Source organism: Aurantivibrio infirmus (genome assembly GCF_054767315.1).
Genome location: NZ_BAAFSK010000002.1, coordinates 16,635 through 32,832 on the forward strand (window position 1 = coordinate 16,635; position 16,198 = coordinate 32,832).

The 16,198-nt window shown below is 43.2% G+C and carries 12 protein-coding genes; 3 read left to right on the plus strand and 9 right to left on the minus strand.

What is annotated here, in order from left to right; all coding sequences use genetic code 11:
• Positions 1-44: 44 nt before the first annotated feature.
• The gene (locus ACYUCY_RS03790; protein ID WP_460225132.1) at positions 45-1,130 is read right to left on the minus strand and encodes a FecR domain-containing protein; all 1,086 of its coding nucleotides are present in this window, start codon (positions 1,128-1,130) and stop codon (positions 45-47) included.
• 329 nt (positions 1,131-1,459) lie between these two features.
• Here ACYUCY_RS03790 and ACYUCY_RS03795 point away from each other — a divergent pair, with 329 nt between their 5' ends.
• Complete coding sequence (locus tag ACYUCY_RS03795) at positions 1,460-2,986, plus strand: ShlB/FhaC/HecB family protein (protein ID WP_460225133.1); 1,527 nt, start codon at positions 1,460-1,462, stop codon at positions 2,984-2,986.
• 48 nt (positions 2,987-3,034) lie between these two features.
• Here the strand turns inward: ACYUCY_RS03795 and ACYUCY_RS03800 are convergent, their stop codons facing one another.
• The 8 genes from ACYUCY_RS03800 to ACYUCY_RS03835 all read right to left on the minus strand — a co-directional run bounded on the left by ACYUCY_RS03800 (position 3,035) and on the right by ACYUCY_RS03835 (position 14,575).
• The gene (locus ACYUCY_RS03800) at positions 3,035-4,216 is read right to left on the minus strand and encodes a catalase family protein (protein ID WP_460225134.1); all 1,182 of its coding nucleotides are present in this window, start codon (positions 4,214-4,216) and stop codon (positions 3,035-3,037) included.
• A gap of 52 nt (positions 4,217-4,268) precedes the next feature.
• Positions 4,269-5,792 (minus strand): Dyp-type peroxidase, encoded by a 1,524-nt coding sequence (locus ACYUCY_RS03805; protein ID WP_460225135.1) that lies wholly within the window; start codon positions 5,790-5,792, stop codon positions 4,269-4,271.
• Between the two features lie 81 nt (positions 5,793-5,873).
• The gene (locus ACYUCY_RS03810) at positions 5,874-7,196 is read right to left on the minus strand and encodes a hypothetical protein (RefSeq protein ID WP_460225136.1); all 1,323 of its coding nucleotides are present in this window, start codon (positions 7,194-7,196) and stop codon (positions 5,874-5,876) included.
• A 96-nt stretch (positions 7,197-7,292) separates the two neighbouring features.
• On the minus strand, positions 7,293-7,754 hold the full coding sequence (locus tag ACYUCY_RS03815; RefSeq protein WP_460225137.1) for a hypothetical protein: 462 nt from the start codon (positions 7,752-7,754) through the stop codon (positions 7,293-7,295).
• A 48-nt stretch (positions 7,755-7,802) separates the two neighbouring features.
• Positions 7,803-8,846 carry a catalase family protein gene (locus ACYUCY_RS03820; RefSeq protein WP_460225138.1) on the minus strand — a complete coding sequence of 348 codons (1,044 nt, stop codon included), beginning with the start codon at positions 8,844-8,846 and terminating at the stop codon, positions 7,803-7,805.
• Between the two features lie 124 nt (positions 8,847-8,970).
• Complete coding sequence (locus tag ACYUCY_RS03825; protein WP_460225139.1) at positions 8,971-11,892, minus strand: peroxidase family protein; 2,922 nt, start codon at positions 11,890-11,892, stop codon at positions 8,971-8,973.
• Positions 11,893-12,635: 743 nt separating this feature from the next.
• Complete coding sequence (locus ACYUCY_RS03830) at positions 12,636-13,460, minus strand: hypothetical protein (protein WP_460225140.1); 825 nt, start codon at positions 13,458-13,460, stop codon at positions 12,636-12,638.
• A 116-nt stretch (positions 13,461-13,576) separates the two neighbouring features.
• Entirely contained in the window at positions 13,577-14,575 is a 999-nt protein-coding gene (locus ACYUCY_RS03835; protein WP_460225141.1) for a hypothetical protein, read from the minus strand.
• A 366-nt stretch (positions 14,576-14,941) separates the two neighbouring features.
• On the opposite strand from ACYUCY_RS03835, the gene ACYUCY_RS03840 reads away from it, so the two are divergent.
• Both ACYUCY_RS03840 and ACYUCY_RS03845 read left to right on the plus strand, forming a co-directional pair.
• Positions 14,942-15,430: a hypothetical protein gene (locus ACYUCY_RS03840; RefSeq protein WP_460225142.1), complete on the plus strand. Its 489-nt coding sequence runs from the start codon at positions 14,942-14,944 to the stop codon at positions 15,428-15,430.
• A 113-nt stretch (positions 15,431-15,543) separates the two neighbouring features.
• Positions 15,544-16,080: a hypothetical protein gene (locus ACYUCY_RS03845; RefSeq protein ID WP_460225143.1), complete on the plus strand. Its 537-nt coding sequence runs from the start codon at positions 15,544-15,546 to the stop codon at positions 16,078-16,080.
• The last annotated feature ends 118 nt before the right edge of the window (positions 16,081-16,198 follow it).

Genomic DNA, 16,198 nt, shown 5'->3' on the forward strand with positions numbered 1-16,198 from the left:
AAAACCTCGAAACGTTAGTAAGTGGTATTGACAGTAATATTAGCCTAATTAGTGTTCCCGTTGTTCCCGTTGTTCCCGTTGTTCCCGTTGTTCCCGTTGTTCCCGTTGTTGCCGTTGTTGCCGTTGTTGCCGTTGTTGCCGTTGTTGCCGTTGTTGCCGTTGTTCCCGTTGTTGCCGTTGTTCCCGTTGTTGCCGTTGTTCCCGTTGTTGCCGTTGTTGCCGTTGTTGCCATTATTTCCATTGGTCAACGAAGATCTGGAGTTTTGTGCTTGTTGTGCTCTTACAGCGGAGGAAATGCCGCGAAGATTATCGGCCGAGTTATTTGAGCCAATATTTGACGTTGACCGATTTGGAAGGTTGTTTTTGCCGCGGCCAATATTTTCTGATGCGAGTGTGTCGAGTGATGGCGCAGAGGATTGATTAGGGTTTGAGTCTGTTGGCTTAGTCTGAATCCTACTTAAGTTTTCTAATGAACTGGAATCACTGCTTGAGTTGGATTCCGCCTGCTGGTCGTTGTCTGGTCCCGCAAAGGAATCAGGAGTCGCTTCCGCCGATTTCGCTCGGATAACATCGCCGGGTAACATCATTTGAATTTGACCGGATCTTAGTTCTTTGATTTCAAGTGAACCTTCTTGCAAGGTAACGATAGAGGTATTGTCATCGCCTACGATGACAAAGCGGGTGCCTTTAACTGTGGCCGCCAAGTAAGGAGTCTCAACAACGAACTCGTTTGGATCACGTTCTATTTTATATATAACAGTGCCAATCCAATGCTTAACTTTGTCGACTAAGCCAATTGTGCGAACGCCGCTCGTCGATAATTCTATATGTGTATTTTCCCGTATCTGAAAATTTGATTCACCTTGCGTCAAACTTAAGTCACTTTCTTGTGCTGTTCTGATCTCAACTGGCAGTTTTAAATCAATTTCATTAGAAAGTAATCGCCATTCTTCATTGGCGCTAAATCGAAACTCAACTTTGCCATGTAAAAAATCGATATTAAATTTCGTATCTGTATCAGCTGATATTTGGATAGAAAAACAGCTTGCAAGAATAAGCAAAAAAATAGAAAGGTATCTACAATAATTAGAGACCCAAGAAAAGTAGTTTGTTTTTATTCCAGTAAGCATGTACATCGACCCAATTTAGAAATTAATGAAATAGATATAAGTAAGTTAACAAAATTGAACTTTGGGAATATCACAGTTTTTAAGTAGCTTGCCATTGTTGCTTACATTTAGACGATTGTAAATTTTACTGTGATCAAGTGCACATTTTACAAGCCCAATGACAGCGAAAGTCGTTACAAAAACGGTTACCATTGTTTTTTAATCTGAAATTAAAAATATTTTTTTAATCAATATTTTTATTCTATAAAACACCATATCGCTAATTAATTTCCATAAGCTTATGGATCAATGGCCTACAAAAAAAGTTAAAGTAGTTTGTTAAGTTATATATGAAAAAAAACAAAAACTCTTATTTGTTATTTCTGATCATGGTAATGATCAGTCAGTTTTCTATGTCAGAAATAAATAATTCGAGAGGCTATTCAATGATTTCTGGTGTGGTTACGGAAAACGCGACTGCTTTTCCCGCCCAGAATCTGATGATGAGTTACTTTGACTTAATTGGTTCTAGCGCGACTGAAAAAAATCTAGCTCTATTAGAAGAAGGGATTGTGAACCATTATCTTAAAAATGGTTATTTTTCACCGCAAGTATTTGTCGAGTCCCACCCTCAATTCGACAATATATTTTCGGTAAAGATATCTGAGCCTATTCTTCTATCTTTTAGAGTAAACGGAGGTAGAAGCGATACTCGAACGAAAGCGAATAGCTATTTAAATACTTTGATTGGCAGCAACTTGGTGAGTAGTAGTGCAATAAACTATTTGGTTTCAAGTCTCGAAAACCGATTGGGTGTAGGAGTAGAGCTTTCGTACACTGAGTTGACTCAGCCAGCGCGTGGATTTGATATAGCTGTTCAGTTGACCGGTGACATTAGTTCGTCGCTCACCTTGTCGAATAGTGGAAATAATAGCTTAGGGCGCGAAACAGTATTTGCAGAGATTCAATTTGTCGAGCAATTACCGGGTTTTAATTCAATCTATCTAAATACTTTCGATTCGCTTGACGGTAATGGTTACCGCAGCTTGGGAGCTGGGTTTAACTATGAGTTAAATTCAAACAACGAAGTTAACCTAAACACCAATAGATCTCGTGTTCGTTATAAATATGACTCGGGTATTAAAGATACGATTTATGATCAAACATTTATTTCATTAAAGTGGCAAGTAAATGTAGCGGAGGCTGCGAATACTGCCAAGTATTTTTATGCGAACTATATCAATCAACAATTAGAGCGGCGAAATACAACGACAGATTTAGAAGAAACGTTGAATATCGTCGAGCTTGCGTATTGGCAGCGGAATTTATCGAATAAAAGTTCAAATTATTGGAAGTTAGGTTTCGGCAAAGGGCTGGATACTATGGGTTCTGAACTCGTTGGAGTTGTCGCTAACTCAGATATCGAACTCGATTTTTCGAGGTATACCATGGAGCTTATACATAACCTTGATATTACGGAAAATACCTCGTTAACAATTGATTTTTCTGCGCAGTATTCTAATGATTATTTACCCTACTCCCAGCGATTTGTTGCTGCCAGTAATTCAGTTGCTCCGGCTTATGAGTTTGGTGAATGGAGCGGGGACTCCGGTGCAGGTTTTAAAGTGGAGTTGGCGCGAGGAGTTAATCTATCTCTGCTGTCATCTCGTTGGGTACCTTATTTATATTACGGCGCTGGTAAAGTTCGAGATAATTATCGAAAGGAATCTACCAGTGTCGGGTCAGTAGGTTTGGGCGCTCGCTGGTTTAACGAGAAGATGTCTTTTTATTGCGAGTTGGGAAAACCTCTAACTGAGGATTCTGTTTATCGAGGATCTCATGCGCGAGTAGATACGGGACTTACACTTTGGTTCTAATTGTTTTTCGATAACCTTAGCTACTAACATCGAACCATCTAAAAAAAATCATTCAAACACCTCACTGCCATCAGGTTCCATATGAGGCGTCTGGTTTACTTCCTGTCGAAACTTAGATAATTCATGGTACATCCGTTTGCGCGCTCGGTTTTGGTTGCCGAGTGGGCGATGATCAGGGAGTCCATGCCAGGGATTAATTGACAAACGTTTTCCGAATTCAAATTGAGCCGGCGAATCAAATTTTTGTTTTGGAATATGAATAGTTGCCGCCGGTATGAAGGGCGAAAGTTTTTCTGGCCAGCGGACTGCGGCATTTTCAATTGGCATGCGGTGAGGGTCGGTTTGCACTTGAACTAAAAAATCGAATTCAACATCTTTCTCGGCTAAAGTCTTTACCATATTTTCTCGCAGGTAATTGAAAGGGACTTGACCGAAGGGGACGCCAGGAATTGTTTTTATGACCTCAGTTTTGGGGTAGAAGGAGTATTGCATCGCTTGCCCTTCACCGAGTAGATATGGAACGCAACTCCAAAAGCGATGCCCCAAAGGGTTGTACTGCGTTTCGTTCCATAGTGCCTGCATCAGGAAATCAAGGATATGAGAATCTCTAGGATCAAGAAAATAATAGATGGGCATGTCGATCAAGCTCCAGTACTGGAGCCTGGCGTTTGAACGGGTATCCGGTGTTACGAAAGTCGGTGTGCAAATAGCGGGGAAGTCTTGAGTAAACTTTTCATCGTCAAATATTTTTTCTCCAGGCACGTCCATAATTTTTAACGCCATGCTGGTGAAACCCACGTCACGCATGTCTGCAGGTACATCTGGCCCCGGCCCTGAAAATCGAATGTAAGCAGGGTAAGATCGCACGCTCGAAAAAATTCCTTTCTGCATATGTTCGGGTAGGTCATCGCGAACGGTAATAGTCGCTCTCACAATACCGTGAGTTTTGGTATTGCCACCTCGTTCATACTGACCGGGTTTAAAATGCCCACGCATCTGATCGGCCATTAAACTAATAATATCGTTGAGGCTTTCTTCTTCGTATTCAAAAAGTTTTTCTTCCGCAAGCCCTAGGCCTTCATTTTTTCTGCGCACATTGATTAAAAATTGCAGCAAGCGCGCGGCGGGTTCGCGGGTCAAGTTATTCAAAGTAGGGCGAAAGAAGGGTTCTAAGCGTCTTTCCAAATGGAGGAGTGCTTCCATGCCTTGATGGATTTTACGCAGCAGCATCGCTTAGTTCCTTTTAGTGTCGGGATTAAATATGTTCAAAATTATTCTGTGTCTAAATAGAATTGTTATCGTTTGAGTTTGCAATAATAAATTTTAAGGCGCTTAGTCCCGGTAAGAAGAAGTAAGCTCCACCGCGCACGGTAACAAACTGCGGCATTCCTTTTATGCATTGTCGTGGCCCACTAGCCTGTTGGCGGGAAAAATTATCTGTTGGTGTTCCTCCGGCTAAGGCTTCGCGGTTTCCTAACAAGGGATCGCCTTCATTTTGTAGTGCGTTAAACGTGCTATTGGCGATCCAGGCATTTTGCACAAATTCAAATTGCCTAGCGATGCTCCCAGATAAACAAATAAAATGTAGGCCTCGTTCACCTTGGTTTGAATCAGTCGGTATTTGTCTAGCTTCCTCAAGAGAAATAGTGGAGCCGTATTGGCGGCCGCGACGAAGTATGCGATGAAAGCGAGTAGAGGCAACGAGATCATCGTGATTATGTTTTCCACGAAACCCTAGAATGCGCAATATGCGCTGTAGGAAAGTCGAGGTGTCGGGAGGGAAATCGCCGGTGCGAGGATTTGATCGACGAACGTGTGAGGCAATTGGGCACGCGATGCCTTTTGGATCCTCATCATAGTTAAAGTTATTTTTCTCTCGTGTGTTTTCGTGGGTGCCAGGAATGTGTTGAGGAGATAAGTCGACTAAAGGTGAGCCATCACGATTGCGGCCCACCATTGCCGCGGCGAGTTGGTCCGCCTCAAATAAATCACCCTCGGCGCTTTTTTCGATAAATTGCCAAAAGCCGTGGACATCTTGTTCGAGCTGTCGAAACACTAAGTAACTACCATTGCGCCCTAAATCTTTAAGACCAATTTGATCTGCTGCATCGGGCAACAAGTTAGCGTGACGCGCATCTGCCGGTATTAGTGGGCGGGCGGTAAACTCACCGTACTCATTTGGATAACCCAGCACTACTTCGCCAAGTGCCAATAAGTTTGAATAGGCATCACGGTTATGGCTGTCGGTGCTTTGTTCCTGTTGCCAATCGATTGCGGGCTGACTGATGCCGTCGGCAAAGCCAAAAGGTTCGGCGTCGACAATATTGTTACTGTCTAAACTATTGAGAAGATTAAAAGCCTGATTAAAGTTATCGCCGGTAATTTCGCTGTGCCAAGATTCAAGGTGTTCAGGCGTGGTATACAGCAAAAGCAAAATATGGGGAGTGTTGTGTTCCGAGCTACCCCATTGCCAATGTGCTGGATCGTTCGCACCAGTGTCGCCTAAACGCCGTGCGCGGTTTTTCGCTGTCATTCCGGAAACAAATTCCTCAGAAAAATTTTCTATAATCTCGGGATTCAAGCCTAAAGTTGTTAAACCACTGGCAGTAAACGCAATATGAAGTGCGGATTCAGGTATCGGCGAAACAGTTTCTGCCGTGGTGATCGGCGCGGTTTCTAGCCACTGTTTTGCTAACGATCGATCTTTAATATTCAGTAACAAAAATCGCGCTGCCGTCATTTTTCCGTGAGCGAAACGGATAATTCCTTGTAGATCTTTTAGGTCTAAATCAGGCTTTAAAGGCATTACTGTTCTCGCTCAGATATTTTTACGTTATCAAATGAACCTTGCGGTTAAATTGAAATTTCATCCAAAATTGCACTGTGACTAAATTAAAGAAAACCATTGTCGAAGTTCATCTTCATTTTTAAAATCACCGCCGTCTAATCCGCGACGAATGCGGGTATTTCTTGCCAGGTCGATATTAGTAAGATCAGGATAAGCCTTATACCAGACATCAGAATGTAGCCGTCGCCGGCCTAGATAGCGTTTGAATTTTTGCTCTTGCTCTGCGCCATCTTTTAAGAGCCAGCGTGTCGAGGGATAACCCACTCCATTGCTGAAAACTAAATTTAAACCCCAGGCGACTTTATTAATAAAGTCATCCATGTAACTTTCGAGACTGCTGTCGTAATTGCTGGCAAAAAACACCCGGGTTTTATCATCGAGCAACACCCAGCGGGCAAAATGAATTGAGCGTACGCGAGTTAAATAACCGCGGCGATAGATGTGTCGAGCGGCATAGTTTAATAAAAACAAAAGTACCACGATGGTGTAACGACGAAACCGGCCGGGCTTAACATCACCAAAGGCACTGAATTGATTGGTGACCAACTGATCTTCTGCTTCCGCTAGTTTGTCGAGATCCTTTCTGTTTGGCATAACAGTACTTTCAGGATCACTACGTTCGAGTCGACGTAATTCGATCAAATAAAATGGGGAAAGAATAAGAACGATTGGAGCGAGCAGTAATAAAACTATGGGTACTGCCAGTAAATGCAGCGTGTTTTTAATGCGCCAACACCAGGGCGTTTTTGGGGTGGGCTTTAGACTTAAACGTCCCGCTTCGATTTCAGTTAAGACGTGGTTACGTAGTGACTGATGTAGCTCTCGCAAGGGTAAGTCAGGCGACGTTAACTCCCCGTCTTTTTCTAGTTGAATTTGTAATTGATGTTTCAGTGCTAGATGGAGTTCGGCTTCTTCATGAATTTGAGTAACTGTTCGCCCGAGCCAATTTATGTAATTCGCCGCAGGTTTTACATTTCGTTCCAGCATCCAAGCGAGCAAAATATCTTTGTCTGCATTAAAGTTTTTGCAGTGGGCGAAAATTTTTCGTAAACCCGGCGCGGCTCTCACTGCCAGCTCAGCGAGAAAAGCTTGGTAAGGGCCATCGCAATCGCCGAGAAGAAATAGGCTTACTGGCCAAGGTCGCTTAGGTAGTTCATAAGGCCCTATTTCATCCATGGTGTTATGTTCAACAATAACCAAGCGCGCGACATGTAGTTTATTAAATTGGGCAAACGGGATAAGGGGATTCTTCGTGTCGACAAGTCCGGGAGCTGTATTCATGGTTGCCAACAGCGCGCGCAGTGGTTCTATCTTGTCTTCAAGAATTTCTGCGCAGACCATAAATGTTGACTGTGGAATCATGATACTTCTCTTATAAATGGACCAACTATAAGTGGATCAAATTGCTTGTCGCTAGGAAAAGTTAAGTCACTAGGAAAAATTAAGTCGCCAGGAAAATTATCTCGCTTGGTGATAAGTCAGCGCAAAATCGAGAATACGAGTTTTACCAAACCACACTTTACCAAGATAGACGCCAGGCTCGACCTCACGAATTTCATCACGAATTTTCTTAGCGAAGAATGACGTTTTTGAATAATCGATGACGATGGTTTCTTTGCCGTCCATCCAGCTTTTGTCTTTATAAACCTTGGCGACGATAAACGTTAAGCTAAACGCGGAAATCTTGTTAATAAGAATGCCCTGTTTATAATCGGGCGGAAACAAATCAAAGACTTTGCCTTGCCAAGCAAATAAGCGCGCAAAGCCTGCTAAAGATTTAGAGAATAACGAGCCAGTGACGATTGCGGTGCCGCGTGTATCGCCACTGGGTATGTCGCCGGGCTGTGCATTTTTATAAATTTCGTCCAATTCCTCTCGTGATAAATCGAGCCAACCCTTAACCGTACTGTTAATAATCATACTGTCTTGCCCCTTGAATTAATTTTTATCAACGATAATTAATAAAACCTATTTTTCTTGATTCTGTTGGTTACGAAATTCGCCGGATTCAGAGTAAACCGCTCGGCGTACTCTGTTAATTCCTCCAATAGGCTTATGCTCAGCGAGGGTTTGCCAAGGATTAAACGTGGCTTTTTCACAAGCGAGCATTGTTTCTTTTTCTTGAAAATCTTGGTTTGAAATAACCAGTGTTGCGACTGTTAAGAAAGGCGATTCTTCTTCATCCCATTCGACAGAGGCGTTTTCAATCGGCATTGTGATTGGGTCAATTTGAAATTGAACCATGAAATCAAAACAAACATTAGCGCTATCTAAATGTGCCGCCATTGTATCTTGGAAGAAATCTTCATGATCATTATCTGGCGTGTCGCTCTTAGCGGTCGAGCAGGGTTTAACAGAGTACTTAACCGCAACTGATTGGTCTGGGCCGAATCGGTAAGGTGTTGTGCTCCAATAGCGGATATCAAAAGGGCTGCTAATTTCTGCACGGCCGGTGATTAGCAATGCAGCGGAATCCCAATTAAGCGGGTTGATGAAAAATTTCCAAATCCCTCCCGAGGCATTGGCTTCGAGGAAAGATAGAAATTCATCAGGGTTTGCGGCAAATAAAGCGGGATAACTGTTGAGTGTAAAATCGAGTTCGCCATCCTTACCCCAAAGACTAGAACCCTCTACGCCATTTAATTTAATCGACATACCACGAAAATCTTTTTTGCTATCATCATCGCTGCTCGCGTTGGCAAAACGAACCATCGCGGGATAAGTAGTCGTTGTAGCGAAAATCCCCTGCTTTAATTTTTCAGGTAATCCTTCGGAAACGGTAAAATCCCCCTTTAAACAAGCGAGGCTCTTGCCTTGGTTGACGCGTTTTACCAAGCCGTCTTCTGCATCGTTAAGGCTAATGGTTTTAATCGCTTCAATCATTTTGTCGGTAATTTCTGGTTCGTCACTGGTAGATTTTTCTTCTCCTAGCGCTAACTTAGGATCATTACTACAGGCCACGAACAATAGACTCGTTATTAAAAATGGCAAGGTTCCTAGGCGGCGTTTCATTTTATTAAATTGCCTAGCATGCCTTCGCGCAGACATTACTATATGTTGATTTTCCGTTGTCACCGACTCCATAATTAAATTCCTTGTAGCCTTTATAAGGTTTAATAGCTAGCTAAGTTCGACACTATTTAAATGCAGGATCGTTTTCCGCACCTTCTCGTGGTTTCCAATCTAAAGAATAATATTCCCCGCGATCTCTCGCCCATGGGTCAAACACATTGACGACATGCATTAGCTCTTCACGCAGTTCGGGAATGTTGCGCATCATTACACGCTTCATGGGAGAAACGGGAATTAGATGCTCGTTGGATTCTTCGGGTTCGTTGCATTGCATCGAGCCATCTTTGGATTCAGTTAAGGCATAGGGACAATCGTCCAGAGGACCGTTGTTTAATACCCAATCGTAGCCGAGATGAGAATAAAACTCTGGACGAAAACTGGAGGTGAAAAATCGATCGCTAAATAAACGTCGTGAAGCATTGATAATAAATATATGAAATTGCGTTTCAGATATCGCGAAACCGTGAGGCCGGGTGTATTCCGCTAACCAACCGACAATCGTATCAACATCTTCAATATTGTCGACGACGGTTTTATCTGGGAAGCCTAAGCAGTCATTTAGTAATTCACCGTTCTCATCGCGCTGAGTTTCAGTAATGATTTTATTAATATCGCAGGTATGAGTCCCATAGACTTCGCGGAGTTTAACGATGGTTTCTTGTTGTTGTTTACGTGTGGCGGAATCGACGGGTAGACGTTGATCAACAAAGTCGTCAAAGCGCCGCAACGATTTAAGCCCTATCTGGCGACGGAATTCATTGAAGCGCGGCACGCCGTGTTCACGATCGCGAATGATATCTAATGCAATAACGTCGATTTGTTTGGTTTCAGAATCGATATGGGGCATCGGTAAGTTTTGCAAAAATTGAGGATGATTTTGCAAATGCAATAAGCCCAAACGTTGCCGCCCCATACTTAAGGCCCAATTTTCAATTCCACGGTCTTGCATTTGCGCACTTGCTGCGCCACGTACGGTGTCGATGACCGGAATTTTCAGTTCGATGTTATTGGGATCTTGATAATCTCGAAACTCAATGAGATCCGGCAATAAAGGATGTAATCGATATACCGTGGTAAATTCTTCAGGAAAATTAAAGGGCGAACCGAAATGATTAATACCGCCGTTCACATCCGCCGGGTTGGTAATATCCCAACCGTCATATTTCCACCAGAGATGGCCATCAGGGTGAGTATTGTTTAATCCGAAAATGCCGGCACCCGAAGCGAGTACGGAATAGATGGCATTGTTGGTGTCGCCGCTATTTCGATCGGCGGGATCGGATCGGCCTAACCAGCGAGCTATCTTGCTCGAGTAGCGACTAAAGACATTTTTATCTTCGCCAAAAATCCGACGCAATACTTTCGATACATCATCTTCATCTTGATTAAATAAACCGAACCAATTTGAGTTCATTGCCCGATACATGGGTTCGTCGTAGAGTAATTGGGTAGTCCATTCAATGGTATGAATTTTTGCAATCATCGCACTAACCACTAATCGGCCCGCTTGATAAATTTGCTCGTCGCTGACTTGGCTGTAAGTAATGATATTTTCGGGTTGTGATGGATCACGTAAACCTGAATCTCTATCCGGTGTTTGTTCTTGTAATTTTCTAAACCGATCAACAAAACTATTATGTTCGCGAACAAAAATATTGTGATAGAAGCTTAAACCAATGTTCCAATTGTCTGGGAATGCTGTGGCTTCTTGCCCTTGCCACTGGGGCTGGATGGGGCAGTTTGGGTCGCAACTATCGAACAGTGGTAGATAGCCCTCGGGTTGTTTTAATTTTGCGTTATCGTTTTCGTCACGAATAACCCGTTGTACTGATGTTGAATCGTAACCGTAAATTTGTGATGCATCCCACCACGCCGTAACGGTATTGCTGGCAGTTTTTAGTGAGCGTTTTTCGTATTTTTTGCCATCGTGTTCAAAGGTTTCTGGTTCACTGTCCTGTGAAAACAAGGCTGATTCCATTTTGTCGCCGGGTCGGCAGCCAAGATCTTTGGCTTCTTGAGAATCACAGCCGAGATTCATTAAACCTGGTTTATTCCGGCCTTCTTCCAAATGTGAAAACCAGTCATGGGTCATAAACTGAATCCAAAATGCAGCCAATACGTTAAAAAATGGCGCTTTTTGATAATCACAATTTGCATCGGCTGAATAATTTTCAGCACCTAAACCTTGATTGCAGCCGTTGTCTGCGTCTTGGTTTCGGGTAAAAAGTTTACGACTAATTAATTGCGGGTCTGGCGTAAGTAAATCGATGCGTTTGCCGTTGTCGGCATCACTGTGTCGAGCAGCAGTCAGTTCAGTTCTAGCGAGTCTCGGAAATGTGGATTCGAATTGCGCATTGCGCGCAAAATCAGTTCCGGTTGAGCCCATTTTGGGATTGTAAATATCATTACAAATTCCGGTTAAGGTTCGATAGCGAATCAGTTCATCTTCGCAGAGTTGGGGCGCTGCGCCGCCTACCTCAACATAGTTGGGGTGATCACTATCGAGGCGCATTTCATCCCACACTTTTACGCTGGACCCTGGAGTGCCGCCAATACCCTTGATATAAGTCTCGTAAGTGTAGTTATCAAATAAATTAAATTTGATGAGTTCAATCCGTTGGTACTCAAGATCCATGAGCGAACCATCAATACCACGGCCGTTGGGTTTCAAGTGCTCGCCAATTTTGGTGATCGCTTCAGCGCCTTCTTTTTTTGTGCTCGCATCGCCTGCGGCCCAGTTGTTTGACCAATCCACCCAGGGCGTGTCTCGTTGCGCTACTGCTTTTTCTCCACCTCGGCATCGAGCGGTTTCCTCGGCAACTTTGCCAAGAAAGCGATCGGAACGATCTTCTGCAATAGGTCGTAAGCCATCTTTAGCCATATCGATGCACGCTTGAACGTCTTCCGAAGAAGAGCCGCCGCAAGCATTTAGTATCCATGCCGTGAGCAAAAGCGAGATTAAACGAAAAATTTTAGTCTGATTCATTAGACAGTCCCCTGGATAAAAATAACCGTTATTGGCGCACTTAATTGCCGAAAATAGCAAAGCCGAATATTTTTTAGTTTTGCTGGTCAATGTGATTACAAAAAATTAACGGTAAAGCGATATGAGCCGCTTTTAACGTCCGCATTGACGAAAAATTTTGCGAATAGATAAGCAAAAATATTTTCTATTCTTTAAATCTATAATTTGCTAGGAATTAAATTTGATAACTAATGTGCATAAAGCATCCCGCTTAATGTTCAGGTTTTAAATAAAGCTGTTCGGTACACACTGTTAATAATATTGATGGGACCAATATCGATGAGAAAAATCACCAGTACACTGCTGGCTTAATTCAAAGCGCTTAATTAATAGGCGCATCTTTTTATTTTTCGATTTATTTTATTATTGCTTATTTTGATTCGCTCACCTGAGCTATCTTCATTCGTGATGAATTTCACAAAATTGAGATTCGCGAATCCAGTCCATTAAATAGGCGGTGCTAACTCTATCAATTCTTTACGTTGATGACTAGAAGTAGCTTTCAATTTCTGATGTTAGTTCTTATGTGAATTCACATTTTGGAAGATCGGGGCGGGAACTAGAACTTTATAGCGGCGTTTAATCTCGTTTTGAGATTTTCGATGCCAGTCTAATTGGGTGAATAAAAGATGGCGTCAATAAGGAAGGTGCTAGTTGATGCTGTATGGGAGAGAAGAGGCCGGTTGGTACCGGCCTCGGACAAATTACTCGGCTTTTTTCTTGCGTAGATGGCCGTAAAGTTTTTCTTCGACAAATTCAACACATTTAAAATCGAGCAGTTGCATGTTTTGGTCTAGACGACGATAGAGCGGCATGCTGATCTTCCATGGCTTGGTGTAGAACTCTGGGTCGGTAATAGTCGCTTCATACATCAACACATTTGGGCCTGCTGGAGTGTAACGTTCTTCGACGACCAATTCGTAGCCATGGTAATTACCGGCACTGTCAAACCAAGTCTCTTCGCGTTGATCGGTTACCTTAATGACGAGAGTATCGCCTTCCCAGTGACCGAGATTGTGTCCCATCCAGCTTTCAACAGGGGCTGCGAAATCAGCTTTATCCATATGGACGATGCGATCGGCACCCGCAAATTCATAGGTGATTAACATCGTGCCGGGAGATTGAATAATTTGAAATGGGTGGGGTAAATATGTCGCGCGAGGAACGCCAGGTAAAAAACATTTTGCGACCGGATCTAACTCTAACCAATTCGCTTGGTTTTCTTGTTTGCGTTTTAGTGCTTCAGGCTTGTAAGGGATTTTCCCACCTTCTACAACACCGAGACCGCCAGGTATTGCGCCAATGGCACCAAGAGAGGGGACTGGGCCTGCGGAAGCATTGTGAGCTTCTAAGTTCCAGTGCGCTGACCCCATAGCTTGCCAGATGCCATTGATATCAGGTTTGCCGTCCGGTGTGCGGGCGACTTGTGCATTAACGTTAAACGTTGCTAATGCGACAAAAATGAAAGTAGTGCTTACGCAGACTGCTTTAAATTGTGTCCGGCAAGCTTGTAAAAATTGAATCTTCATTCACGATACCTTTTTTTAATTACGTTTTAATACATTTTATTTTCGATTTATTTTTGTATCCGAAATGTGCAATCTGAACGGTTTTATAAAACATAAAACCGTTCAGAATAATTAAATTACTGTGCGTCTTGCTCAGCTTTTCTTTCACCAGCGAGGATGTTGTGCATTCCGTAGTTTCCTTCGTGGCAGGCATATTCGAAAATTCCATCCGCTGGCACCATCGGCACCAAAACTGTAAATGGTGCGGTAAAGGTCGTGGGATCATCGATCGTGAAGCTGTATTCCACTCGATCGTCTGCGACGCGAGTAAAACGCTCGGTGAGTTTCATGTTTGATGCCACGCCAGCGCTGCGAAATGTTTGTGTTTTATCCGTAAAGTTTCTGGTTTCGACGACGAGGGTATCTCCATCCCAACGGCCACGTGAATCACCACTCCACTGCGTCAATTCATCACCAAGGTGTGGGCGATCATCAATGGGAACGATACGTGCGTCGTGAATCATTTCTGTCATCAAGACAACATGATCGCCATTTTGAAAAATCTGCAGATTATTGTTGTACATGCTGGGCATAAACGGGGGGCCAGAATTAAAACCCATCAAACAGCGCTCTGATAAACCTCTATCTTCCGGGCCGTTCTTTGCGATTCCGCCAACACGAAAACGTACTGGTCTTTCTCCGGGAGTGTCGGGTCCAAGCCCACCGCGTTGAACAACGGCGCCAGGAACCATTTTTGGCATGCGACCATTCGGCGGATCGACAATCAGTGATGTCCGTAAGTTTTCGCCTTGAGCGAGACTTTCAACCCAAACTTGATTGTAGCCGCCGACACCACGACCGGTATCTGCACCGTCGGATGCTTCGGAACGCGCAATAATTTGCGCTTCAATTTTTGCGACTTCTTCTTTTGTTAAAAATTCCTTATCCGCATATTGGCTGGGCCGTTCGAGCGGCGTATTTGAACTAAAGTTCCATACACCCCGTAAATCAGGGTGACCGTATTCCGTTTTAGGGGCGACATATGCCTTGTCTTTTTCCGCTGCATTGCTAGCGCTTGATAGCGACAGTAATGAAAGACAGCTGGTGATCGCGATGATTCGTATCGAAATGTTCATAGTTTTAGTGCCTAGTGAATGTTGGGATTGGCGTGTGCAGGATTTATTCATAACAAGCTCCCGTATTTATTATTAAATTCCGGCCGCTAAGAATATCAACTAAGCGCGAAAACTCAATCGAATGAGCGTATAGAAGCGTATGGACATGTGTATCCCACGGCGCCAAATTTTGCAGGATCAATCAAATATTCATATGACTATTTGTATGGCTGATATTTATGAGTTAAAAATTAATGAAGTGAATTGAATTAGAGTTGATCGAATTAGAGTTGATTGAAGTGGGGAACTTGGCATTATGGGATGCTTTCGTCGGAAACGCTCAGTCCGGCAGTTCTCGGAATAAAAATGTAAAAAGGTAGTGATCTTATGTATGTCTTCTTAGCGGCTAAAAAAATCATTAAAGCGACAGTGTTAATCGGCATGATGTCGTTGTTTTGTGTCGGCGCACAAGCACAAGACGAGTCGCCAAAACATCAACAAGAAGACATTAAAGTCGCGGTGATGGAGGTTCTTGATGTTTTTATGGAGACTTTCAACCGGATGGATGTTGCGGCCATGGAGAGCACCTATCAATTTCCGCATTATCGGTATGCCAGCGGCAAAATGAATATACTCGAGGCCCCCAGTGGACGTTCTGGAGAGTCGTTAAAGAAAGCTATTGGGGCAGAGTGGCATCACAGTGCCTGGTTGCGTCGTAATATCATTCATATGTCAGATACAAAAGTACATGTCGATACTGAATTTGTACGTTATCGAGAAGACGGGACTGTTATCTCGCGTTTTGATTCATTGTATATTTTGACGAAAGAAGATGGTCGCTGGGGAATAAAGCTTCGATCAAGTATGGCGCCATAACTTGCGTCGTGCATTGCAAATTTTTTCTAAGACTCGATTTAACAACGAAACCCTTAAAATCGACTAAAGCATATTCAAGCTTTGGGAAATCATAAAAAATAAACGAGGAAGTTATGGAGCAAGATCCTTATCGGCCAAGCGAAACAACAACAGTTGCGGGCGCACATAATAAAAAGTCTGGTTTTATGAAAGCGCTCAAAATTATTCTCATCGTATTTGGTTCGCTAATGTTGTTGATCATCGCTTTGTTAATCTGGGCTGGAGTCAAAACCGGCACACTGTATAGCGAGTTTGATGGCAAAGCGGAGCCCTTCGCCAATCAGTTTTTAACGACGCAAAACCCCTGGAGTTACACGCAAGCGAAACCCCATTTAAGTCAGCTATGGCTTGAGTCGGTTGCGGAAGATGAATCAATTCAGCTGTTTGAATATTTTAATAACTTAGGCTCTCTGACATCGATTGGTGAGCTAAGTTGGGAAGGATGCTCTGCATTTGCATACGCTGGTGTGGGTTCTGTCAATCGTTGTGATTATTTAATATTAGCTAAATACGAAGAGGGAGACGCGCAGGTAAGAATGGGTCTTGTGCTAGAGGGAGAGGCTCCGAAAATTATCCAACTACGTGTCAATTCAAATGCATTTTTGAAATAGAGAAGCGGACAGTTATGGCGCCATTGGATTTGCTGAGATAAGGCAATTTATCTCTACCAGGCAGATACAAATAGATGAGTATTTGAATTGATCTAAAGCGCTATGGAGTTTGTGTTAC

What these genes read in the sequence shown, in the direction of transcription:
- ACYUCY_RS03790 (WP_460225132.1), bottom strand. Translation starts at nt 1,130, where the DNA reads ATGCTTACTGGAATAAAAACAAACTACTTTTCTTGGGTCTCTAATTAT.
- ACYUCY_RS03795 (WP_460225133.1), top strand. Translation starts at nt 1,460, where the DNA reads ATGAAAAAAAACAAAAACTCTTATTTGTTATTTCTGATCATGGTAATG.
- ACYUCY_RS03800 (WP_460225134.1), bottom strand. Translation starts at nt 4,216, where the DNA reads ATGCTGCTGCGTAAAATCCATCAAGGCATGGAAGCACTCCTCCATTTG.
- ACYUCY_RS03805 (WP_460225135.1), bottom strand. Translation starts at nt 5,792, where the DNA reads ATGCCTTTAAAGCCTGATTTAGACCTAAAAGATCTACAAGGAATTATC.
- ACYUCY_RS03810 (WP_460225136.1), bottom strand. Translation starts at nt 7,196, where the DNA reads ATGATTCCACAGTCAACATTTATGGTCTGCGCAGAAATTCTTGAAGAC.
- ACYUCY_RS03815 (WP_460225137.1), bottom strand. Translation starts at nt 7,754, where the DNA reads ATGATTATTAACAGTACGGTTAAGGGTTGGCTCGATTTATCACGAGAG.
- ACYUCY_RS03820 (WP_460225138.1), bottom strand. Translation starts at nt 8,846, where the DNA reads ATGAAACGCCGCCTAGGAACCTTGCCATTTTTAATAACGAGTCTATTG.
- ACYUCY_RS03825 (WP_460225139.1), bottom strand. Translation starts at nt 11,892, where the DNA reads ATGAATCAGACTAAAATTTTTCGTTTAATCTCGCTTTTGCTCACGGCA.
- ACYUCY_RS03830 (WP_460225140.1), bottom strand. Translation starts at nt 13,460, where the DNA reads ATGAAGATTCAATTTTTACAAGCTTGCCGGACACAATTTAAAGCAGTC.
- ACYUCY_RS03835 (WP_460225141.1), bottom strand. Translation starts at nt 14,575, where the DNA reads ATGAACATTTCGATACGAATCATCGCGATCACCAGCTGTCTTTCATTA.
- ACYUCY_RS03840 (WP_460225142.1), top strand. Translation starts at nt 14,942, where the DNA reads ATGTATGTCTTCTTAGCGGCTAAAAAAATCATTAAAGCGACAGTGTTA.
- ACYUCY_RS03845 (WP_460225143.1), top strand. Translation starts at nt 15,544, where the DNA reads ATGGAGCAAGATCCTTATCGGCCAAGCGAAACAACAACAGTTGCGGGC.